Below are 19,810 nucleotides of genomic sequence, written 5' to 3'. Positions count from 1 at the left end.
AAAACTTGGCCGATCGCGTCGCCTCTGCATACAGGGATCCGCGCGTCGCCGCCGGCATCATGGCGCTGGCGGCGATCTCGCTGCTAATCGGCGGCGCCTTCGCCGGGCTGATCGTCGAGGGCGCGCGCGATCTTTCCGGCGCGATTGCCGCTTTCGATCCCTACCTGTTCAGGGTGGCCCGATTCACGCTGTGGCAGGCGCTGCTGTCGACGCTTTTGTCGGTTGTGCCGGCGCTGTTCGTGGCGCGGGCTCTGGTGCGCCATCCGGATTTTCCGGGGCGCGGGCTGATCCTTCAGCTTTTCGCCGTGCCGCTGGCGCTGCCGGCTCTGGTGGCCGCCCTCGGCGTGCTGGCGCTCTATGGCCGGGCCGGTTATTTCGCCGGCTTTCTTTCGATGCTGGGTGGCGAAACATGGCCGGGCATCTACGGGCTTTCCGGTATTCTCGTGGCGCATGTGTTCTTCAATCTGCCGCTGGCCACGCGCCTGTTCGTCGAGGCCTTGCAGACCGTGCCAGCGGACCAGTGGCGGCTGGCCAGCCAGCTTGGAATGGGCGCGCGCCCCGCATTCCGGCTGATCGAATGGCCGGTGTTGCGGCAGGCGCTGCCGGGTGTCGCCGGGCTGGTGTTCATGCTGTGCGTGACCTCCTTCACCATCGTGCTGACGCTCGGCGGCGGGCCGCGCGCCACGACGCTGGAAGTGGCGATCTATCAGGCGCTGCGCTTCGACTTCGATCCCGCGCGCGCCGTTGCGCTGACCGCTTTGCAGATCGGGCTGACGCTTGCCATCGTCTTCGTTCTCAGCCGTTTCGGGGCCGGCACCGTGGCCGAGGCGAGCCTCTCGGTGGCGCCACGGCGTTTCGTTTCGGTGAGCGGCGGAGAGACGGCGCTGAACGGTGCGTTGATCGTGCTCGCCCTTCTGTTCGTCGCCGGACCGATGGCGGCCACCGTGGCGGCGGGGCTGCAGGCCGAGCTTGGCCGTCTTGTCATGGAAGCGGCGGTGCAGCGTGCCGCGCTGACCAGTCTCGTCCTGGCGCTGTTATCGGCGTTGCTGGCGGCAGCCCTTTCCATGGCGCTGGTGATGGCGAGGCAGGCGCTTGCCCTGCGCCGCGCCGGCGCGCGCCGGCCCTTGCTCGAATATCTCACCGATACTGGAGCGGGTTTCGTTCTGGTGGTGCCGCCCATCGTCGTCGGGGCGGGCTGGTTCATCTTGCTGCGCCATGTGGCCGATGTGTTCGCTTTCGCGCCCGTGCTGGTCGTCACCGTCAATGCGGTGATGGCGATGCCCTTTGCGCTGAGGGCTTTGCGCCCGGCCTATGATGCGGCCAGCGCCCGTCACGAGCGGCTGTGCGCACAGCTCGGCATCGGCGGCTGGACGCGGTTCCGGCTGATCGACTGGCCTTCGCTGCGCCGGCCGCTGGCCACCGCCGCCGCCTTCGCCATGGCGTTGTCGCTGGGAGATCTCGGCGTCATCGCGCTGTTCGGCTCCGATGCGGTGCAGACGCTGCCCTATCTTCTTCTGGCGCGCATGGGCAGCTACCGCACGGCGGACGCGGCGGGGCTGGCGCTGCTTCTCGGGCTCGCCTGCCTTGCCCTGATGTTCCTGTCCGCCCGGCTGGCAAGGGAGACGAAGCCATGATCCAACCGGCTGCATCCGGCGTGGAGGTCCGTCTGGACAAGGTGGCGTTCAGCTATGGCGACACCGCGTTCGCCTTCGATGTGACGTTCCGGCGGGGCTCCATCACCGCGGTCATGGGGCCGAGCGGATCGGGCAAATCCACCCTTCTCAACCTGGTGGCCGGTTTCGAGATGCCGCAGAGCGGCCGGGTGCTGATCGGCGCACGCGACGTGACCGGGGATCCGCCGTCGGCCCGACCCGTCTCCATGGTGTTTCAGGAAAACAATCTGTTCGCGCATCTTTCGGTGGAGCAGAATGTCGGGCTCGGTCGCTCGCCGTCGCTGCGCCTCACCGATGCCGACCGCGCGGCTGTGGCGCAGGCGCTGGAGCGCACCGGGCTTTCCGGCAAGGGGCGACGGCTGCCGCGCGAACTGTCTGGCGGCGAGCGGCAGAGGGTGGCGCTGGCGCGGGTTCTGGTGCGCGAGCGACCGGTGCTGCTGCTCGACGAACCCTTCGCTTCGCTGGGGCCGGCCCTGCGCGAGGACATGCTGGATCTGGTGGCCGGTTTGCAGGCCGAGCGCAACATGACGGTTCTGTTCGTGACCCATCAGCCCGAGGATGCGCGACGCATTTCGCACGACATGACCTTCATCGAAGCCGGCAACCCCGTGGCGAGCGGCCCGATTGGCGACTTCTTCGGCGAGGCTGGACCGGAGGCGTTCCGGCGCTATATCGGGCTTTCCTGAGGGTTGGCGCGCAGGTTTGCCCGCATGCGGACATAATTTGCCATCAATGCGACATTAGGGAATATGGCAGGACTGGCCGAATCGTGGCCGTTTGGTGCCTGATCAGGTCCGGGCGGGTGCGGCCGGCGCCACAGCCGTGGAAAGGAAGTTCAACTGTCGTCCGTCGTCAAGCCCGAACGCAAGCAGTTCCCGGCCCGAGCTTTCCTGCTCGCGGGCGTCGCTCTGGCGCTGGCTTCATGTCAGGCCATCGTGCCACCGGACATGCAGGAATCGGCGTTCCGGCCATCCGCGAAGCCCGTGACGGTGGACAACGTCACCGCCAACAACAAGCTGGCGGAATTGGCGCGCGCCCAGCATCCCAGAATTCTGGCAACCTATGGCGGCGAATATTCCGATCCCAAGCTGGAGCGCATGGTGGCCAAGGTCATCGGCAGCCTGACCACGGTTTCGGCGAATCCGACCCAGAACTACCGCATCACCATTCTCAATTCGCCCAACGTCAACGCCTTCGCGCTGCCGGGCGGCTATCTCTACATCACGCGCGGCCTTTTGGCGCTCGCCAATGATTCGTCGGAACTGGCGGCTGTGGTGGCGCATGAGATGGGCCACGTCACCGCCAATCACGGGTTGCAGCGGCAGCGGCTGGAAGCGGAAGAAGGACTGGCCACCAAGGTCGTCTCCGATGTTCTCGGCGACAGCCCGACCGCCAAGGCGGCCCTCATCCGCGGCAAGCTGAGGCTCGCCCAGTTCTCGCGCAATCAGGAACTGGAAGCCGACGTCATCGGCATCCGGTCGGTGGGCGAGGCGGGTTACGACCCTTATGCGGCGAGCCGCTTCCTGCAATCCATGTCGGCCTATACGGATTTCCGTTCCGTCAGCGGGGCGACGGACGCCAGCCTTGATTTCCTCGCGACACATCCGAACACGCCGCAGCGCATCGAACTGGCCCTGCGCCACGCGCGCCAGTTCGGCCAGCCGGGCACCGGCACGCGCGATCGCGACAGCTATCTGGCCGGCATAGACGGCCTGCTCTATGGCGACACGCCCGATGAAGGCTATGTGCGCGGCAACAATTTCCTGCATCCGAAGCTCGGCATCTCCTTCTCGGTGCCGGATGGCTTCATGATCGACAATTCGGCCGCCGCCGTGACAGCTACGGGTCCGGGCGACATGGCGGTGCGCTTCGACGGCGTCTCGCTCGATCCGAACCGGTCGCTGGCCGACTATATCCGCAGCGGCTGGGTGGCGGGCCTCGAAACGGACAGTGTGCGTGAAACGACCATCAACGGTAGCCCGGCGGCAACCGCGCGGGCGCGGGCCGAAGGCTGGCAGTTCGACGTCACCGTGATCCGGGCCGGCAGTCAGGTCTACCGGCTTTTGACGGCGGCACCCGCAGCCAGCACGTCGCTCGACAGCGTGGCCAGGGTGGTCGGCGGTTCCTTCCGTGTTCTTACGCAGGCGGAGAAGGATGCCCTCAAGCCGCTTCGCATCCGGGTTGTGACCGTCAGGCCCGGCCAGACCATGGGTATGCTGGCGGCGCAGATGGTGGGCGTCGATCGTAAGCTCGACCTGTTTCGGGTGCTGAATGCGCTGGCTCCGGGCGCGACGCTTTCAGCCGGAGACAAGGTCAAGATCGTTACCGACAGGTAAATGCCGACACGGCATTCTTCTGCCTGAAGCATTTCTGCTTTTCTCTGAATGGCAGAAATGCTCTGTCTCTTTGTTTTGGCCGCATTTATGCGAGGCCAGATGTTTCCATCCGGCTGCAAAATGCTCCAGGCGCGTCAGCGATGCCGTCTGCCTCAGGCGATGATATCGGGAATGATGCGATCTTCGAGCGTGCGCAGCCTGTCTTTCAGCGCCAGCTTTTTCTTCTTCATGCGCTGAATCTGCAACGGATCACAGCCCGTGGCGATCATGGCGTTTATCGCGGCGTCGAAATCGGCATGGTCCTGCTTCAAACGCGCAAATTCGAGTCGAATCTCGGCCTGTTCCTGCTCGGACATTACCTACCATATATAAAATTCGACGCCCGCCGCATGCTGCAACGGGTATCCGATTAGGAGGGGGAGAGGCTCGAAAAAACCGCTCGCTGGCAAATCACTACCACATTTTGGCCAAGGGTGGAATGCAACCCTTATGCGTTCGACAACCGCCGCCGTTGATGGCACAGTGTCATGCAGCCGTCACAAATGTGGACTGGCAACATCGGTGGCGGCCGCAATCGAGGAAACCATGAAAGGGAGAACCAATCATGTCTCTTGCATCCCATCTTGACGAACTCAGCAGGAAGCACAGCGATATCGAGCGGCAGATCAATGCGGCGATGCTGCATCCATCCATCGATGCTCTCGAAATCGCCAACCTGAAGCGACGCAAGCTGGCCCTCAAGGACGAGATTGAGAAACTCAAGTCCCAACCAACCTCTCACTGAATTTCCGCCGGCCTGACAGCCGGAAACAAGGCAGGCCCGGTCGGCGGCGTCAGGCCGCTGGCTGGGCAGCTGTTTTGCCGGATCGACAGCCAGCCGCATCCCGACGATGTCTGCGGGCGCCCGCGCCTGATGTGATTTTCCATCACATGGCAGCCGTGTGCATTGGCGGCATTGACAAGATCGGTTGCGTCCTCCACCTCATGGCAGAGTTTCGCGTGCCTGGTCTGCGCGTGCCGGTGCCTGTTCTGCCGGTCGCTCTATCCCGGACCGGTATGCAGAATGTGTTGCAGCAGGGTTTGCGACGCGTCCCGCGGGATGCGGACAAATCCATGGAATAATGTCAGAGGCAGCCGGTATGACCGGGTATTTTTCCTCTCCGTTCCCGCGCCGCGCCTCGGTCGGCGTCGATGTCGGCGGCGTCATGGTCGGCGGCGATGCGCCTGTCGTGGTGCAGTCGATGACCAATACCGACACGGCCGACATCGACGGCACGGTCGCGCAGGTGGCCGCCCTGCATCGGGCCGGTTCCGAACTGGTGCGCATCACGGTCGACCGCGACGAGAGCGCTGCGGCGGTGCCGAAGATTCGCGACAGGCTGGCGCGGCTCGGCATCAACGTGCCGCTGGTCGGTGACTTCCACTACATCGGCCATAAGCTTCTGGCCGACCATCCCGCCTGCGCCGAAGCGCTGGCCAAGTACCGCATCAATCCCGGCAATGTCGGCTTCAAGGACAAGAAGGACAAGCAGTTCGCCGATATCGTGGAAATGGCGATCCGCTACGACAAGCCGGTGCGCATCGGCGTCAACTGGGGATCGCTCGATCAGGAACTGCTGACGCGGCTGATGGACGAGAACCAGGCCAACGGCTTCCCGATGACCGCGCAGCAGGTGACGCGCGAGGCGATCGTGCAGTCGGCGATCCTGTCGGCGCATATGGCGGAAGAAATCGGCCTTGGCCGCAACCGCATCATCCTTTCGGCCAAGGTCAGCGGCGTGCAGGACCTGATCGCCGTCTATGCCGAGCTGGCGCGGCGCTGCGACCATGCGCTGCATCTTGGCCTCACCGAAGCCGGCATGGGGTCGAAAGGCATTGTCGCCTCCTCGGCGTCGATGGGCATCCTGCTCCAGCAGGGCATCGGCGACACCATCCGCATCTCGCTGACGCCTGAGCCCGGCGGCGACCGCACGCGCGAGGTGCAGGTGTCGCAGGAACTGCTCCAGACCATGGGCTTTCGCCAGTTCGTGCCGATCGTCGCCGCCTGTCCGGGCTGCGGACGCACGACCTCGACCGTGTTTCAGGAACTGGCGCAGAACATCCAGGCGGACATTCGCCGCAACATGCCCGTGTGGCGCACGAAATATCCGGGCGTGGAACAGCTCAAGGTGGCCGTCATGGGCTGCATCGTCAACGGACCGGGCGAATCCAAGCATGCCGATATCGGCATATCCCTGCCCGGCACCGGGGAGACGCCCTCCGCACCGGTGTTCATCGACGGCCAGAAGGCAGCGACGCTGCGCGGACCCAACATCGCCGCCGATTTCGAGAAGATGGTTTCCGAATATATCGAAAACCGTTTCGGCATGGGGATCACGGCCAGAGCCGCCGAGTGACGCCATGCGTCTGGCCGCGCCGCTGATCGCTGTCCTGATCGGCGCCTGTGCCGCAACTGCCGCCTGTGCCGATCCGCCGAAGCCGGCGCGGGAGCGGCTGATCGACCGGGTATGTGACCTCATCGAATTTCATTCGGATCGCGCCGGGCTGCCGCGTGATTTCTTCGCGCGGCTGATCTGGAAGGAAAGCCGCTTCGATCCCAATGCGGTGAGCCCGGTGGGCGCGGAAGGCATCGCCCAGTTCATGCCGGGCACCGCGAAAATGCGAGGGCTGGCCGCACCCTTCGACATCGAGCAGGCAATTCCGGCCTCGGCCGCCTATCTGGGCGAACTGAAGCGGAATTTCGGCAATCTGGGACTGGCCGCCGCTGCCTACAATGCCGGCGAGAACCGGGTGGCGCGATGGCTCTCCTCCGGCGGTTTCCTGCCGCTGGAGACGGAAAACTACGTGCTCGACATCATGGGCGAGCCGGCCGATGTGTTTTCGGACAGGACCTATGCCGGCAAGGTGCAGCCGCTGCATGCCACGCTCGGCTTCGGCCCGGCCTGCCGGCGCCTGCCGGTTTCCGCGCCGTCGACCATCGCCATGGCGACGGTGCCGGTCCAGCCATGGGGCGTGCAGGTGGCCGGCGGCTTCAACCGGGCGGCGGTGATCCGGCAGTGGCAGCGCTTGCAGGCGCGCCATTCCAGCGTGCTCGAAGGGCATGATCCGGTGGTGAGCCGGGTGCGCTCGCCGCGCGGACGGCGCGGCATCTATGCGGTGCGCATCGGTGCGGAAAGCCGTTCGCAAGCCGACACGATCTGCCAGAAGCTGCGCGGTTCCGGCGGCTCCTGCGTGGTGCTGCGCAACCGCTGAGGACTGAAGATTGAAGATCAGCCCGTTCTGGCAGTCAGCGTCTCGCCCAGCCAGTTACCGATCTTGGCGGCCAGCCGGTCGGGCGATACGGGCTTGGGCAGGTAATCGTCCATGCCGCAATCGAGGCATTTCTCGCGGTCGCCCTTGAGCGCGTGTGCCGTAACGCCGATGATCGGGATGCGGCGGCCACTGGCGGCTTCCGAGGCGCGGATGGCGCGGGTTGCCTCATATCCGTTCATGTCCGGCATCGAGACATCCATGAGGATCAGCCTCGGGTTCAGCGCCCGGTGCATGTCGATCGCGGTGCGGCCGTTGCCGGCGATGCGATAGCTGAGGCCGAGCCCATTGAGGATCTGGCTGAACACCAGCTGGTTCACCTCATTGTCCTCAGCAATCAGGATGTCGATCGATCCGTCCGCCACATCAGTGCCTGAAACCGAAACGAGGACCGGCTTCTCGATCTTCTGCACGGAACGTACAGGCCGTGGCGGTTCGCGCACGAACTGTGTCGCACCCGGCTGCATGCGCGCCTTCTGGATGGTTGAGATGATGGTTCCCAGGAGCACGACCGAGCGGGCCGGCTTGGTCATGTGCGCGGCGATGCCGTAATCGATGACCAGACGGCCGAAATCCACCTGATCCACGGAGGTCAGGAGCACCACGGGTATGGAGGAGAAGCGGCTGTCGGCGGCAAGCGCGCGCGCCACGTCTGCACCGTTCATGCCCGGCATCTGGTAGTCGAGGATGATGCAGTCGACGCAGGCGCCGAGCTGGCTTGCCCGTTCGAGGAAGGCGAGGCCGACGGCACCACTTTCGGCAGCCGCGCAATCGAAGCCCCAGCTCCGCAGCTGTTCCAGCAAGATGTCGCGGTTGACCGGATTGTCGTCGATGATCAGCACCCGCGCGCCGGTCACGTCTCCGGGGACGTTCTCGTCCTCGACATGGGTGTCGTGGACAGGCATCGGCACCCTGAACCAGAAGATGGAACCGCGGCCCGGCTCGCTGCTCACGCCCATCTCGCCGCCCATCAGCTCCACCAGCCGTGCGCCGATGGCGAGGCCGAGGCCGGTGCCCTCATGGCGGCGGGTCGAGGAGGCGTCCACCTGCGCGAATTTCTCGAACACGCTTTCCAGCTTTTCCGCGAGAATGCCGATGCCGGTGTCCTCGACGCTGACCTTCAGCATTGCGATGCCGTCCACAACCTCGCCGCTGACATCGACCAGGACATGGCCCTTCTCGGTGAATTTCACGGCATTGCCGAGCAGGTTGGTGATGATCTGGCGCAGGCGACCGGCATCACCCACCATGAAATGCGGCAGGCGGGGATCGACACGCACGATCAGTTCGAGGTTCTTCTCGGCGACGCGCGCCGAAACCAGCGTGGCCACATCCTCCACGGCTTCGCTCAGCCGGAAGGGCGCGGGGCTCAGCGTCAGCTGGCCGGCATTGATCTTGGAGAAGTCCAGAATGTCGTTGATGATGGTCAGCAACGCATGGCCGGATTTCACGATCACGTCGGTAAATGTCTTCTGGCGCGGGGTCAGGTCGGTGTTGGCCAGCAGTTCCGCCATGCCGAGCACGCCATTCATCGGCGTGCGAATCTCATGGCTCATATTGGCCAGGAACTCGGATTTGGCGCGATCGGCTTCCTCGGCGCGCTTGAGCGATTCCGCCGTGCGGGCGAAGGCGCGCCGGATGGCCTTTTCCATCGGCCGGAAGATCCAGAAGGTGACGCCCGCCAGCGTCAGCGCGAAGACGATCGTTCCCCACATGAGCAGGTTTGATGAGCGGGCATCGGCCAGCCGGCGCTCGCCGTCCAGCGCGACGCGCGCCCGCATCAGCAGGGGCTGCGCAAACAAGGTGTTCTGGTTGAGGATGTCGCGATGGTTCCAGTCGTCGAGGGTTTTTGCCTGCGTCATCAGCGCGAGGTTGCGGGCCATGTCGCGCGCCGACCACATGAGATCGCGGTTGACCGAGGCCGCCGCAAGGGCGTCGGTCGTTTTTTGCGTCATCCGGGGCGTGAGTTCAGCCAGATCGTCGGTGATTTCCTCGATGCCCTGCATCAGCTTGCGGGCATGCAGGCCGGCCGACCCGGTGAATTCTTCCTTCGCCGTGACGTGCCATGCGGATGCGGCATTTTCAGCGAAGTTCGCCGCATTGTCGAGGCTGGTGCCGAAGCTGGCAATGAGCGTGCTCAGCATGTCGACGCGGTTGCGGTAGGTGTTGATATGGTTGAGGGCCGCGATGAGGCCGATCACCGACAGCGCCAGCACGGTGAGGCCGGAAAGATATCTGATCCGGACCGACCGGATGAACGACGAATATTCCGGCATGCGCAGTCCCCAACCCATCTACGCAATTCCAGAGCGTGTCGCGATCTTTCGAATTCGCGCCTTACGCTTCAGGTCTTGTTCTGCGCATGTCGTTGCCCCGAAAGCGGTTCACACTTTCGGGCGACATGCGTGTGGCCGGGATTACGCTCCATATACCATTAACATTCCGTTGCGGGCCGGGCCGGCGGGATCACCTGTCGCGATAGGCCACGAAACGGGCTGCCTGCCTGAGGATCGCGGCGTTGTCGCCAAAGGGTTCGAGCAGGCTGGATGCCTGTTCGACAAGGCCGTGAAGCTGACTGCGGGCCCAGTCCGGCCCATGCAGCGCGGCAAGCGTCGCCTTGCCGGCGGCGGCATCCTTGCCTGTCGCCTTGCCAAGCTGGCTGGCGTCGGCGGTCAGGTCGAGCAGATCGTCGGCAAGCTGGAAGGCAAGCCCGATGGCGGAGCCGAATTCGGCCAGCCGCTCGCGGTCGCCTTCGCCAGCGCCGGCCACGATGGCGCCTGCCTCGCAGGCATAGCGGAACAGTGCGCCGGTCTTCATCGCCTGCAGGCGGATGATACCGGTTTCGTCGGGTTTTTCCTGCCCGGCGGAAAGATCAAGCATCTGGCCGCCGACCATGCCGCCGGAGCCCGAGGCGCGGGCAAGGCCGCGCACCAATGCAAGGCGTGCCGCCGGCGGCACGGCTGCCGGGCCACGGTCATGGGCATCGTCGGAGAGGATATCGAAGGCCAGCGTCAGCAGCGCGTCACCGGCCAGAATGGCGGTCGCCTCGTCAAAGGCCTTGTGGACCGTCGGCTGCCCCCGGCGCATGTCGTCGTCATCCATCGCCGGCAGATCGTCATGAACCAGCGAATAGCAATGCACGCATTCGAGTGCGGCCGCCACGCGCAGCGCTTCAGGCTGACGCGCCTTCGCGCCGAACAGGGCGGCACTTTCGATGACAAGGAATGGCCGCAGGCGCTTGCCGCCGTTGAGCGCGCCATGGCGCATGGCATTGATCAGGCGTTCCGGGCGCACGATCTCGCCGGGAAGCGGGTTCTGATCGAGAATGCTGCGCAGCAGCGTCCCGACGGCCTGAGCGCGTTCATCGAGCAGGGTTTCGAAGCGAATTCGGGCATCGTTTTCCATGCCGGGAGCGGTAGCCGACGCGCAGACATTGCGCAAGAAGCCAACCACCTTTATGCGGGAAGGGAGAAGGCGGGAGCGGCCGGGTGTCGGAACCGATCATAGAGCAGGAGACCGAGGGGCTGGTCCATCGGCAACGGAGCACGGCTTCCCGATCCCGGGCGAGAGGCGATCGTCGGGGATGGATTCGCTCGTTCGTGCGGCTTGCGGTGATCACCGCACTGGTTCCGGTGGTGCTGACCCTGCTTTACCTGCCGTCCTTCGTACATCCGGTTTCCACGCTGATGCTGAAGGACCTCGCCACGTTTTCCGGCTACGACCGCCGCTGGGTGCCGCTGGACGACATCGCGCCTGTGCTCGCCCATTCTGTGATCATGTCCGAAGACGGGCAGTTCTGCTCGCATCATGGGGTGGATCTGGGCGAATTGCGTGCGGTTGTCACCGATGCGATGTCCGGCGGCGGCGCGCGGGGCGCTTCGACGATCACCATGCAGACGGTGAAGAACCTCTATCTGTGGCACAGGCCGCTCACCACGCTGCGCAAGGGCGTCGAACTGCCGCTTGCGGTCTATGTCGATCTGGTGATGTCGAAACGGCGCATCATGGAAATCTATCTCAATATCGCCGAATGGGGGCCGGGCATCTATGGCATCGAGGCGGCTGCGCAGCACCATTTCGGCGTGTCCGCCTCCAAGCTGACGCGCCGGCAGGCGGCGCTTCTGGCCGTGACGCTGCCCAATCCCGAGGCCCGCAATCCGGCAAAGCCTGGTCCCGGATTGCGCCGGCTCGCCAACCTGATAGAGCGGCGCGCGGCCCGCTCGGGCAGCTATGTCGGCTGCCTCAAATCGGCGCGCAGCTAAAAAACTTAGCTCCCCCCGCTGGCCAAAAGGCTGCAGGACGTGTATAGGCACGCCACTTTCATCTGGAATTTGGCCCTGCAGGCGGCCCTTCATCAAGGGCGAAGCGGGCTGTCGAACATGAGCGGAGCATATCCATGGCCGTACCGAAGCGAAAAACCTCCCCGTCCAAGCGCGGCATGCGCCGTTCGGCCGACGCGATCAAGGCGCCGACCTATGTCGAGGACAAGAACTCCGGCGAGATGCGTCGTCCGCATCACGTCGACCTGAAGACCGGCATGTATCGCGGTCGTCAGGTTCTGACGCCGAAGGAAGGCTGATCCTTCAGGATCGGCAGGAGCTTTGAAGAGACCGCCTCCGGGCGGTCTTTTCGTTTCTGCAACCTGTCACCACCGCGTGCGCAACCCGCCACTACCGCGCGGGGAAACGGGTCCAGGCCTCAAACGGCCCAGAACTGGTCAAGCCACAGGTTCAGGCTGACGAAGCCATTGTTGCTGACACTGTAGACGCGACGGGTTCCTTCCGCCTGCGCGCTGACCAGCCCGGCGTCCAGAAGCACCTTCAGATGCTGGGAAACGGCTGGCCGCGAGACGGGAAGCCCCGATGCAAGTTCAGTAACGGTTTTCGGGCCACGCCGGAGTTCCTCCAGAATATAGCGCCGGTTCGGATCGGCAATTGCCATGAATGCATCTGCAAGCATCATGATACTAGTAGTGCGTCAAACTTGCTTAATTCTCAACCGTCGGTTTCATTTTTTGTGCGGGGATCGAGGGTCAGGGACTGCGGCGTAATCGACCGCTCCACCGGAAGGGTGTTGAAAGCCTCACGATCCTCGATCGGGACCGGAGCCCGGCGCCTGATCCGCAGCATGGTGTAGCCCGCGATCAGTAGGTGGGCGAGCGCGGTGGTGAGGAACAGACCCTCCGGTCGCCACCATTCCATCATGCCCGCCGCTAGCATGGGGCCGATCATGGTGCCGAAGCCGTAGAGAATCAGCAGCCCGCCGGATACCTTGACGAATTCCTCGGCCTTTGCGTGGTCGTTGGCGTGGGCGACCGCAATCGAATAGAGCGTGTAGGCGAAGGCGCCGTAGGCGGCGGTCATGATCAGCACGAAAATGCCGGACCGTGGCTGGACCAGAAAGATCAGCACGGCCACGATCGTGCCGCCAAGGGAGGCGGCAGCCAGAACATAACGGCGGTCGGTGCGGTCGGAGAGGCGGCCGGCTGGAAGCTGCATGAAGGCGCCGGCGATGACGACGAGGCTCATCATTAGCGCGATTTCGGCGGTGGAAACGCCGATGCGTGCGCCGTAGACGGCGCCGAGCGTTCCCCATGCGCCATTGGCCACGCCGACCAGAAGACAGGCCAGCGCCGATACGGGCGAGTTGGCGTAAAGCCCCTTCAGGTCGAGCGACACATCATGCAAAGGCTGCGGGTGCGAGGCGGTGGAGACTGCCGTGGGAATGAGCGACAGGCAGAAGAAGATGCCGGTGATCATGAACAGCGAGGCCGAGCCGACATCGCCCGCGGCGACGATCATCTGCCCGCCCATGATCGAGGCATAGGTGACCATCATATAGAGGCCGAAGACGGTGCCACGGTTCTCGTTGGTGGATTTTTCGTTCAGCCAGCTCTCGATGACCATGAACGCGCCGGCCATGACGAAGCCGGTGAAGGCGCGCAGCGTGATCCAAGCTGCCTCGTTGATGACGAGGCCGGTGAGCAGGGCGATGATGGCGCCGCAGGCGGCGAAGGTCCCGAAGGCGCGCACATGGCCGGCGCGGCGCACGATGCGCGGGGCAAAATAGCAGCCAAGCACGAAGCCGGCCGCCCATGCCGTGCCGATCAGGCCGAGCGAGGTGGTCGAAAAACCTTCCATCTGACCGCGCAGGGGCAGAAGAAGACCATGCAGACCGGATGCGGCCAGGAGAAAGGCCGTGCCACGCAGGAGGGACAGGATCGGTCTGTAGGCTGCAAGCATCTGGCGGGTCCGGCGTCGAATCAGGTCTGCTGGGTATCTCGGCAGATTGTTTCAGGCTTTTCGGTGGCCGTCTCCCCGGTTGGCGACCATCCCGCGTCGCGATGTGCTGCTTTTCGCCGCCTGTCAGCTGCGGCGAAAGAGCGCCTCGGCTGCCGAGCGTGTCGATCCTCTGCTGTGCAACTCTGTCTCGACGCGTGTGATCTCGCCGCGCAGCATGTCGATGCGCGCCCGCAGATCGTCAATCGAGAGCCGGCTCAGATCCTGGCCGATTTCATGAGGGGCGTTTTTTCTCGCCGGTTCGTCGTCGAAGATCGCCATGGTCGTTCCCCGGAAATCCTTTTGTGTACGGCATCGACAGTTTGCCTGCGCCGTCAATCCGAATAGATAGAAGCATAGATAGGGCAGGTGTCCTGTGCAAACAGGGCTGTCAGAGACGGGAAAGGAAGACGTCGCATGACGAGGACCGAAAATTTGCCGGAAACCATGACGGCAGTCGCCATTTCGGAACCGGGCGGGCCGGCCGTGCTCAAGCCGGAGCGGCGTGCTTTGCCGCAGCCGGGGCCGGGTGAAATCCTGATCCGCGTGCGTGCCGCTGGCGTCAACCGGCCCGACATCGCCCAGCGCAGCGGTTCCTATCCGCCGCCTCCGGGCGCTTCCGACCTGCCGGGGCTGGAGGTGGCCGGCGAGGTGGCGGCACTTGGAGAAGGTGCCGCGCGCTGGCGTGTTGGTGATCAGGTGTGCGCGCTGACGCCGGGCGGCGGTTATGCCGAATATGTGAAAGTCCACGCCAGCCATGCCTTGCCGGTGCCCTACGGCTTTACCTTCACCGAGGCTGCCGCCGTGCCGGAGACCTATTTCACGGTCTGGCATAATGTGTTCGAGCGTGGCGGCCTTCAGTCCGGCGAGACACTGCTGGTGCATGGCGGCACCTCCGGCATCGGCACGACGGCTATCCAGCTTGCCACCGCACGGGGATCGCAGGTGATCGTCACCGCCGGTTCGGCAGAAAAATGCGAGAGCTGTGTGAAGCTTGGCGCCGTGCGCGCGGTAAACTATCGCGAAGAGGATTTCGTCAAGGCCGTCAGGGAAGTAACGGACGGCAAGGGCGTCAACGTCATTCTGGACATGGTGGGAGGCGACTATGTCGACCGCAACTACATGGCAGCAGCCGAGGATGGCCGCATCGTGCAGATCGCCGTGCAGGGCGGCATGACTGCGACGGCCAATTTCGCCCGGCTGATGGCCAAGCGGCTGGTTCATACCGGCTCCACGCTCAGGCCGCGCAGCGACGCGTTCAAGGGCAGGATCGCGCAGGCGCTGGAGGCGGAGGTCTGGCCGCTTCTTGCCAGTCGCCGTGTCGCGCCGGTGATGGACATGATCTTCCCGCTTCGGGAGGCCTGGCGCGCGCATGAGCGGCTGGAAAGCGGCGAGGCGATCGGCAAGATCGTTCTCGACGTCGCATGAGTGAAAGGTTCGCTTAACCTTTCATTTATGCTGCAATGCACAAACGCATTGCCGCTATGCAAAAGCGTCTGTTCAATAATTGGGCAGGACAGCCTATCTAGAGGGCATCGAATTCATACACCCTTAGGAGGCAAACATGAACCTGATCCAATCTTACAAGAACTGGCGCCGTTACAACGAAACCGTTCGTGCGCTGAACCGCCTGAACACCCGCGAGCTCAAGGATCTCGGCATCAACCGCGCCGACATTCCTTCGGTTGCCCGCGCAGCTCTCTAAGTCTGAGAGCGCCCAAGCAGAGCTGATGTCTGGCACTTGAGAAAGTGCCTCCGGCTCCGAGCCCGCTGGACCTTGTCCGGCGGGTTTTGTTTTTGTGCCTGCCGGATGTGCATTATGTTGCACTGCACATAATAAGATCATTTCGAGCCTGTCGGCCTGTGGCCTTCTCGACATTGGCAGTATCTCCCCCTTATCTGTCCTCCATGGAACCGGGCAAGGACGACACAATCGCGGTGCGAATCGCAAAGGCTCTGGCCGAGCGCATCATTTCGGGTGCGATCGAGCCGGGTGCGCGTTTGCGTCAGGATCATGTGGCCGAGGAATTCGGTGCCAGCCATGTGCCGGTGCGCGAGGCGTTCCGGCGGCTGGAGGCGCAGGGCCTTGCCGTGAGCGAGGCGCGCCGGGGCGTGCGGGTCGCTGCTTTCGACCTCGATGAGGTGAAAGAGGTGGCGGAGATGCGTGCCGCCCTTGAGGTTCTTGCGCTGAGGCATGCGGCACCGCATCTGACGGCCGCGATCCTCGACAAGGCCGAGGAGGCGACGCACGCCGGCGACCGCTCGCGCGATGTGCGCTCATGGGAAGAGGCCAACCGCACCTTCCACCGCCTGATCCTGACGCCCTGCGGCATGCCCCGCCTGCTGGCTGCCATAGACGATCTTCATGCCGCCAGCGCCCGCTTCCTGTTTGCTGCATGGCGTTCGGAGTGGGAAACCCGCACCGATCACGATCATCGGGCAATCCTCAGCGCCCTGCGGCAGGGGCAGGTGGATACGGCGGCCTCCATTCTTGCCCGGCATGTCCAGTGGATCGGCCAGCGCCCGGTGCGCATGCAGTCCGGTGCCACCCGCGAGGCTTTCACAATCGTCGGCTGACGTTGCAGCCGAGGGAATGGGCGAATCGGCGGCCCGTGTCGCGGGTGCCGTTTCGATCCCGCGCTTTGATGCATTGTGCGCGCATGGCGGGCGATGTCCCTGAACCGGTCATTGAAATCAAAATGAAATTTCAGATTCTGCGTGGGTTTTTCCAGCGCCGGATAGCCGGTTTTTGTCTGGCCAGATCAAAAGGCGCTTGCCTCCTGCCTGAAAATATGGATTCGATAATAGATCAGAATCAAAAATTATCTATAATTTGGAGGATGCCAGTGTCGCAGTCAGAAATCCCCGCCGTAACGCCCTCCCTCAGCCCGCTTCGCCTGCAGGAGCGACCCCTGCTGTGGCAGGTGGCCGCTATTGCCATCGGTACGCTGTTGCTTGCGCTGTCGTCGCGAATCGAAGTGCCGATGATTCCGGTGCCGATCACCATGCAGACCTTCGCGGTCACGCTGGTCGGCGCACTCTATGGCTGGCGGCTTGGCGCGCTCACCATTCTGGCATGGCTTGGCGAAGCGGCCATCGGCATGCCGGTGCTGGCCGGAGGCTCGGGCGGCCTGGCGCCTTTCGTCGGTCCGACAGCCGGCTATCTGGTGTCGTTCCCGATCATCGCCGCCCTTGTCGGCTGGCTGGTCGAGCGCGGCTGGAACGGGGATCGCGTGTTCATGGCTTTCGCGGCCATGCTGATCGGCAACGGTCTGTGCCTTGTCATCGGCGCGCTGTGGCTGGCCGGCCTCGTTGGGTTTGAAAAGGCGGTGGCGCTTGGCGTCACGCCCTTCATCGTCGGCGGCGTGCTGAAGTCGGCGCTCGCTGCCGCCACGCTGCGGCTGTTCCCCCGCGCAAAGAGGGAGCAGCAGGCTTCGTGACCATCAGGCTGAGGGCGCATCACCTTCTGTGCATGCTCACCTATGTCGGCAAGGGGTACACGCCTGCCTTCACAGCCAATTATGACCTGATCGCCGGGCGGCTGAGCCGTGGCGAAGACATCGTGATCGTGGAGGGGCCGGACGATGTCTGTGCCCCTCTGCTGTCGGAGCCGGAAGCGCATTGCTTCAACGCAAGCGTTCTGGAACGGGATGCGCAGGCGGCCCGCGATGTCGGTGATCTGCTTGGCCGGCGCATCAGTGCCGGCGAACGGATCGCACTTGACGCGATCTTGCTGGAAAAGCTGCGGTCGGGTTTTGCCGCCGGGCTGACGCGCACCGCCTGTGCGGGGTGCGAATGGGCGGAATTGTGCACGGACATCGTTGGCGATGCCTATGCCGGCGTGAAGGTTGGCGGGCCGCCCTGCTGACGGCCCGCCTTTCTGGAAGTCAGTTCAGTGCGGCGACGTTGCCGAGCCGCAGGAACAGAGTTTCGCCGGACGAATCGGCGACGCCGTCATTGTCGGTGACGACGAAGGCTTCGCCGCTCTTGTCGACGGTGAAGCCTTCCACCTTGTCGAGCACATAGCCGTTGGTGGCGGCCTTGAGGTCAGGCACCAGGTCGCGCACCAGCGTCTTTTCCACCAGCGGCAGGTCGCCACCCAGTTCCGCTGGCTTAAAGCCGTCGAGCGCCACGCTGTAGATGCGCTTCACCCTGGCTGCATCGCCGATCAGATTGTCGCGCTCGACGATGTAGAGCTTGCCGTCATGGGCGGTGATTTCCGACAGGCCGATCCAGCCGCTTTCGGCCTTCTCCAGCGGATAGCGCACGGCCGACCATTCCTTTGCCTTCGGCTTGTAGGCGAGCAGTTTCGCTTCACCTTTCGGATCGTCACCCCATTCGCGCTGCACGGCGGCGATCAGCGTCAGCTCATCGCCTTCGCCAATGGTGGTGATGCCTTCGAGACCGTAGCGGGTCTGGTGCGCGACCAGCTCGGCTGGCAGGGCGATTTCCTGTTTGATTTCGCCCTTGGCGTCGACGCGGAAGATGGCATGCGGAACGAGCTTGGCGACGGCGCCTTCATTGGCCAGCCAGAAGCCGCCTTCGCCGTCCGAAGCAATGCCTTCGAGGTCGAGCTTCTGGGCGGGGTTGCCGCCGCGCGTGATCACGGTCTTGCTTGTGATGCGGGCCGGGGACTGGGAGGCATCGATGGTGAAGATCGCCGGCTCCGCGCCATAGACCGAATCCGAGACGGCATAGAGCTTGCCGGGCGCCTCGGGATCGGCGGCGAGGCCCGACAGCGCACCCCAGCCGATCGGCAGGCCGTTGGCGTCGGTGTCTGACTGGATCATCGGGTAGACCGGCTGGCCTTCGGCGCGCTCGAAGATCATGACATGCGAGCGGGCGCCGCCATCTTCGACCAGATCGGTTTCGTTGGCGGTGACGAAGAGGTTGCGGGCGGGAATGGCCAGCAGGCCTTCCGGGCCGATGCCGGAGGGCAGCGCCTGAAGGAATTTCGGCTCCGCGCCGGTGTCCTCATAGACGCCGACCAGCGAGGCGCGCTCGGCGCCGACGAAGATCAGCTTCTGATCGCCATAGGCGCCGGCTTCCATGCCTTCGGGCTCGATGCCCTTCTTGTTGCGGTGCTCTGGATAATGGCCGAGCTGCGCTGCGATGTACTCGAAGCTGGCCCCGGATTCGTAGAGCAGTTCGCCCGTCTTGGAGAAGATGGTGAAGCCGCGCGAGCCGCCCTTGTAGTCGCCTTCATTGGCGATGACGAGGCGGTCGTTGTCGAGCCACTGCACGGCATCCGGCTCGCGCGGGGCGTTCTCGATCTTGCCGGTGAAGGAGAGCTTGCCGTCCTTTTTGGTGTCGACGTTTTCCAGCGACACCGATCCGGCCGAGAAATGCGAGACGATCTCGCCGGTTTCGGCTTTCACGATGGCGATGTGGTTGTTCTCCTGCAGGGTCACGGCGATCTCGCCGGCCTCGTTGAAGTCGACGAATTCAGGTTCGGCATCTTCCGGCGCGATTTCGGCAAGCCCGTTCAGGTCGACGGTGCGGATGGTGGCGCAGTCGGGCGCGCCGTCCTTCAGCGAGACGATCTTGAGGTTGCCGGCGGGAAGCTGCGGAAGTTCGCCCTCATTGAGGTCCTCGTCGCGCTCGTTCTCGATGGCGACGGCGAGGAAGCGGCCGTCCTTGCTCACCGCCACCGAATCCGGCTGGCCGCCGAGATCGCAGGATGCTTCGATCTTCTTCGAGGCGATGTCGATGACCGTCAGGTTTCCGGAGGGCTCGGTGTAGCTCTTCGATGTGTTGACGCCGGCCAGAACCCTGTTGCCGATGACGGCGACGGAGGTGGGCTCACCGTCGATCCTGACGATGCCGCCGGCCTTCGGCGCTTTCGGGTTAGTGATGTCGATGAAGCCGACGGCGCCCAGCGGGCTGTCGGAATAGACGAGCGTGTTGCCGTCTTCGGTGGCGGTGATGATCTCGGAGGATGTCGCGGTTGCCGGATCGGTGCCTTCGGGCAGGTTGGAGGCGACCGGGAACGTGGCGATGCGGTTGAAGACCTGATCGGCGTGAGCCGGCAGGGAAACGGATGCGGCAAGTGCGGCCATGGCCGCGACAAGTGACGAACGGGTGCGCATGGGATCTCTTTCCCTCATGAGAAGAATGCGCATTCCCTTTGTGCCATCGGTATTTCAGCCCGATGACGGTTTCGCGACACAAGCATGACGTTCCGGAGCGTGCTTCTTTAGGCCCGGATTTTCTT

The 19,810-nt window shown here is 64.1% G+C and carries 20 protein-coding genes; 13 read left to right on the top strand and 7 right to left on the bottom strand.

Annotation, left to right across the window (positions count from 1 at the left end):
* Positions 1-5 precede the first annotated feature (5 nt).
* From thiP to AC5XE7_RS06595, 3 genes are all read left to right on the top strand, one after another.
* Positions 6-1,634 (top strand): thiamine/thiamine pyrophosphate ABC transporter permease, encoded by a 1,629-nt coding sequence (gene thiP / locus AC5XE7_RS06605; RefSeq protein WP_495365351.1) that lies wholly within the window; start codon positions 6-8, stop codon positions 1,632-1,634.
* Positions 1,631-2,359: a thiamine ABC transporter ATP-binding protein gene (gene thiQ, locus AC5XE7_RS06600; protein ID WP_495365350.1), complete on the top strand. Its 729-nt coding sequence runs from the start codon at positions 1,631-1,633 to the stop codon at positions 2,357-2,359. The genes thiP and thiQ overlap by 4 nt, the downstream gene beginning before the upstream one ends.
* A gap of 261 nt (positions 2,360-2,620) precedes the next feature.
* The gene (locus tag AC5XE7_RS06595) at positions 2,621-4,009 is read left to right on the top strand and encodes a M48 family metalloprotease (RefSeq protein ID WP_495365349.1); all 1,389 of its coding nucleotides are present in this window, start codon (positions 2,621-2,623) and stop codon (positions 4,007-4,009) included.
* 152 nt (positions 4,010-4,161) lie between these two features.
* Here the strand turns inward: AC5XE7_RS06595 and AC5XE7_RS06590 are convergent, their stop codons facing one another.
* The gene (locus AC5XE7_RS06590) at positions 4,162-4,365 is read right to left on the bottom strand and encodes a YdcH family protein (RefSeq protein WP_183825234.1); all 204 of its coding nucleotides are present in this window, start codon (positions 4,363-4,365) and stop codon (positions 4,162-4,164) included.
* 248 nt (positions 4,366-4,613) lie between these two features.
* Between AC5XE7_RS06590 and AC5XE7_RS06585 the strand changes: the two genes are divergently transcribed.
* The 3 genes from AC5XE7_RS06585 (at position 4,614) to AC5XE7_RS06575 (ending at position 7,261) form a co-directional block, all read left to right on the top strand.
* Positions 4,614-4,793 (top strand): YdcH family protein, encoded by a 180-nt coding sequence (locus tag AC5XE7_RS06585; RefSeq protein ID WP_183825231.1) that lies wholly within the window; start codon positions 4,614-4,616, stop codon positions 4,791-4,793.
* A gap of 355 nt (positions 4,794-5,148) precedes the next feature.
* Complete coding sequence (gene ispG / locus AC5XE7_RS06580) at positions 5,149-6,405, top strand: flavodoxin-dependent (E)-4-hydroxy-3-methylbut-2-enyl-diphosphate synthase (RefSeq protein ID WP_183825228.1); 1,257 nt, start codon at positions 5,149-5,151, stop codon at positions 6,403-6,405.
* Between the two features lie 4 nt (positions 6,406-6,409).
* Positions 6,410-7,261: a lytic transglycosylase domain-containing protein gene (locus AC5XE7_RS06575; RefSeq protein WP_495365348.1), complete on the top strand. Its 852-nt coding sequence runs from the start codon at positions 6,410-6,412 to the stop codon at positions 7,259-7,261.
* Between the two features lie 17 nt (positions 7,262-7,278).
* On the opposite strand, the gene AC5XE7_RS06570 is transcribed toward AC5XE7_RS06575, so the two are convergent.
* Positions 7,279-9,594 carry a response regulator gene (locus tag AC5XE7_RS06570; RefSeq protein ID WP_495365532.1) on the bottom strand — a complete coding sequence of 772 codons (2,316 nt, stop codon included), beginning with the start codon at positions 9,592-9,594 and terminating at the stop codon, positions 7,279-7,281.
* A gap of 190 nt (positions 9,595-9,784) precedes the next feature.
* Positions 9,785-10,723, bottom strand: coding sequence for a polyprenyl synthetase family protein (locus AC5XE7_RS06565; RefSeq protein ID WP_495365531.1), 939 nt, complete (start codon positions 10,721-10,723; stop codon positions 9,785-9,787).
* A gap of 83 nt (positions 10,724-10,806) precedes the next feature.
* On the opposite strand from AC5XE7_RS06565, the gene mtgA reads away from it, so the two are divergent.
* Together mtgA and rpmF are read left to right on the top strand one after the other, a co-directional pair.
* On the top strand, positions 10,807-11,580 hold the full coding sequence (mtgA, locus tag AC5XE7_RS06560) for a monofunctional biosynthetic peptidoglycan transglycosylase (protein ID WP_495365347.1): 774 nt from the start codon (positions 10,807-10,809) through the stop codon (positions 11,578-11,580).
* Positions 11,581-11,714: 134 nt separating this feature from the next.
* Complete coding sequence (gene rpmF / locus AC5XE7_RS06555) at positions 11,715-11,897, top strand: 50S ribosomal protein L32 (protein ID WP_183825218.1); 183 nt, start codon at positions 11,715-11,717, stop codon at positions 11,895-11,897.
* Positions 11,898-12,016: 119 nt separating this feature from the next.
* Here the strand turns inward: rpmF and AC5XE7_RS06550 are convergent, their stop codons facing one another.
* The 3 genes from AC5XE7_RS06550 to AC5XE7_RS06540 form a co-directional block, all read right to left on the bottom strand.
* Positions 12,017-12,280, bottom strand: coding sequence for an ArsR/SmtB family transcription factor (locus tag AC5XE7_RS06550; RefSeq protein ID WP_183825215.1), 264 nt, complete (start codon positions 12,278-12,280; stop codon positions 12,017-12,019).
* A gap of 32 nt (positions 12,281-12,312) precedes the next feature.
* Positions 12,313-13,560, bottom strand: coding sequence for an MFS transporter (locus AC5XE7_RS06545; RefSeq protein WP_495365346.1), 1,248 nt, complete (start codon positions 13,558-13,560; stop codon positions 12,313-12,315).
* A 123-nt stretch (positions 13,561-13,683) separates the two neighbouring features.
* Positions 13,684-13,878: a DUF1192 domain-containing protein gene (locus tag AC5XE7_RS06540; protein WP_280198679.1), complete on the bottom strand. Its 195-nt coding sequence runs from the start codon at positions 13,876-13,878 to the stop codon at positions 13,684-13,686.
* A 135-nt stretch (positions 13,879-14,013) separates the two neighbouring features.
* Between AC5XE7_RS06540 and AC5XE7_RS06535 the strand changes: the two genes are divergently transcribed.
* The 5 genes from AC5XE7_RS06535 to AC5XE7_RS06515 all read left to right on the top strand — a co-directional run bounded on the left by AC5XE7_RS06535 (position 14,014) and on the right by AC5XE7_RS06515 (position 17,464).
* On the top strand, positions 14,014-15,024 hold the full coding sequence (locus tag AC5XE7_RS06535) for an NAD(P)H-quinone oxidoreductase (protein WP_495365345.1): 1,011 nt from the start codon (positions 14,014-14,016) through the stop codon (positions 15,022-15,024).
* Between the two features lie 136 nt (positions 15,025-15,160).
* Complete coding sequence (locus tag AC5XE7_RS06530; protein WP_183825203.1) at positions 15,161-15,301, top strand: DUF1127 domain-containing protein; 141 nt, start codon at positions 15,161-15,163, stop codon at positions 15,299-15,301.
* Positions 15,302-15,504: 203 nt separating this feature from the next.
* Positions 15,505-16,173 carry a GntR family transcriptional regulator gene (locus tag AC5XE7_RS06525; protein ID WP_495365530.1) on the top strand — a complete coding sequence of 223 codons (669 nt, stop codon included), beginning with the start codon at positions 15,505-15,507 and terminating at the stop codon, positions 16,171-16,173.
* 269 nt (positions 16,174-16,442) lie between these two features.
* Complete coding sequence (locus tag AC5XE7_RS06520; RefSeq protein ID WP_495365344.1) at positions 16,443-17,036, top strand: biotin transporter BioY; 594 nt, start codon at positions 16,443-16,445, stop codon at positions 17,034-17,036.
* Complete coding sequence (locus AC5XE7_RS06515) at positions 17,033-17,464, top strand: DUF1284 domain-containing protein (RefSeq protein ID WP_495365343.1); 432 nt, start codon at positions 17,033-17,035, stop codon at positions 17,462-17,464. Before AC5XE7_RS06520 ends, AC5XE7_RS06515 begins: the two co-directional genes overlap by 4 nt.
* 19 nt (positions 17,465-17,483) lie before the next feature.
* On the opposite strand, the gene AC5XE7_RS06510 is transcribed toward AC5XE7_RS06515, so the two are convergent.
* A complete protein-coding gene (locus tag AC5XE7_RS06510) occupies positions 17,484-19,685 on the bottom strand; it encodes an esterase-like activity of phytase family protein (RefSeq protein WP_495365342.1) in 2,202 nt (733 codons plus the stop codon).
* Positions 19,686-19,810 lie beyond the last annotated feature (125 nt).

This window comes from Aquamicrobium sp. YD-1-mutant5 (assembly GCF_059509755.1).
This window is presented reverse-complemented; position numbering and strand designations above follow the sequence as displayed.

Bases quoted from the DNA above. Each gene is read 5' to 3' on its own strand.
- thiQ (WP_495365350.1), top strand. From the start codon at position 1,631: ATGATCCAACCGGCTGCATCCGGCGTGGAGGTCCGTCTGGACAAGGTG.
- AC5XE7_RS06595 (WP_495365349.1), top strand. From the start codon at position 2,621: ATGCAGGAATCGGCGTTCCGGCCATCCGCGAAGCCCGTGACGGTGGAC.
- AC5XE7_RS06590 (WP_183825234.1), bottom strand. From the start codon at position 4,365: ATGTCCGAGCAGGAACAGGCCGAGATTCGACTCGAATTTGCGCGTTTG.
- AC5XE7_RS06585 (WP_183825231.1), top strand. From the start codon at position 4,614: ATGTCTCTTGCATCCCATCTTGACGAACTCAGCAGGAAGCACAGCGAT.
- ispG (WP_183825228.1), top strand. From the start codon at position 5,149: ATGACCGGGTATTTTTCCTCTCCGTTCCCGCGCCGCGCCTCGGTCGGC.
- AC5XE7_RS06575 (WP_495365348.1), top strand. From the start codon at position 6,410: ATGCGTCTGGCCGCGCCGCTGATCGCTGTCCTGATCGGCGCCTGTGCC.
- AC5XE7_RS06570 (WP_495365532.1), bottom strand. From the start codon at position 9,594: ATGCCGGAATATTCGTCGTTCATCCGGTCGGTCCGGATCAGATATCTT.
- AC5XE7_RS06565 (WP_495365531.1), bottom strand. From the start codon at position 10,723: ATGGAAAACGATGCCCGAATTCGCTTCGAAACCCTGCTCGATGAACGC.
- rpmF (WP_183825218.1), top strand. From the start codon at position 11,715: ATGGCCGTACCGAAGCGAAAAACCTCCCCGTCCAAGCGCGGCATGCGC.
- AC5XE7_RS06550 (WP_183825215.1), bottom strand. From the start codon at position 12,280: ATGATGCTTGCAGATGCATTCATGGCAATTGCCGATCCGAACCGGCGC.
- AC5XE7_RS06545 (WP_495365346.1), bottom strand. From the start codon at position 13,560: ATGCTTGCAGCCTACAGACCGATCCTGTCCCTCCTGCGTGGCACGGCC.
- AC5XE7_RS06540 (WP_280198679.1), bottom strand. From the start codon at position 13,878: ATGGCGATCTTCGACGACGAACCGGCGAGAAAAAACGCCCCTCATGAA.
- AC5XE7_RS06535 (WP_495365345.1), top strand. From the start codon at position 14,014: ATGACGAGGACCGAAAATTTGCCGGAAACCATGACGGCAGTCGCCATT.
- AC5XE7_RS06530 (WP_183825203.1), top strand. From the start codon at position 15,161: ATGAACCTGATCCAATCTTACAAGAACTGGCGCCGTTACAACGAAACC.
- AC5XE7_RS06525 (WP_495365530.1), top strand. From the start codon at position 15,505: ATGGAACCGGGCAAGGACGACACAATCGCGGTGCGAATCGCAAAGGCT.
- AC5XE7_RS06510 (WP_495365342.1), bottom strand. From the start codon at position 19,685: ATGCGCACCCGTTCGTCACTTGTCGCGGCCATGGCCGCACTTGCCGCA.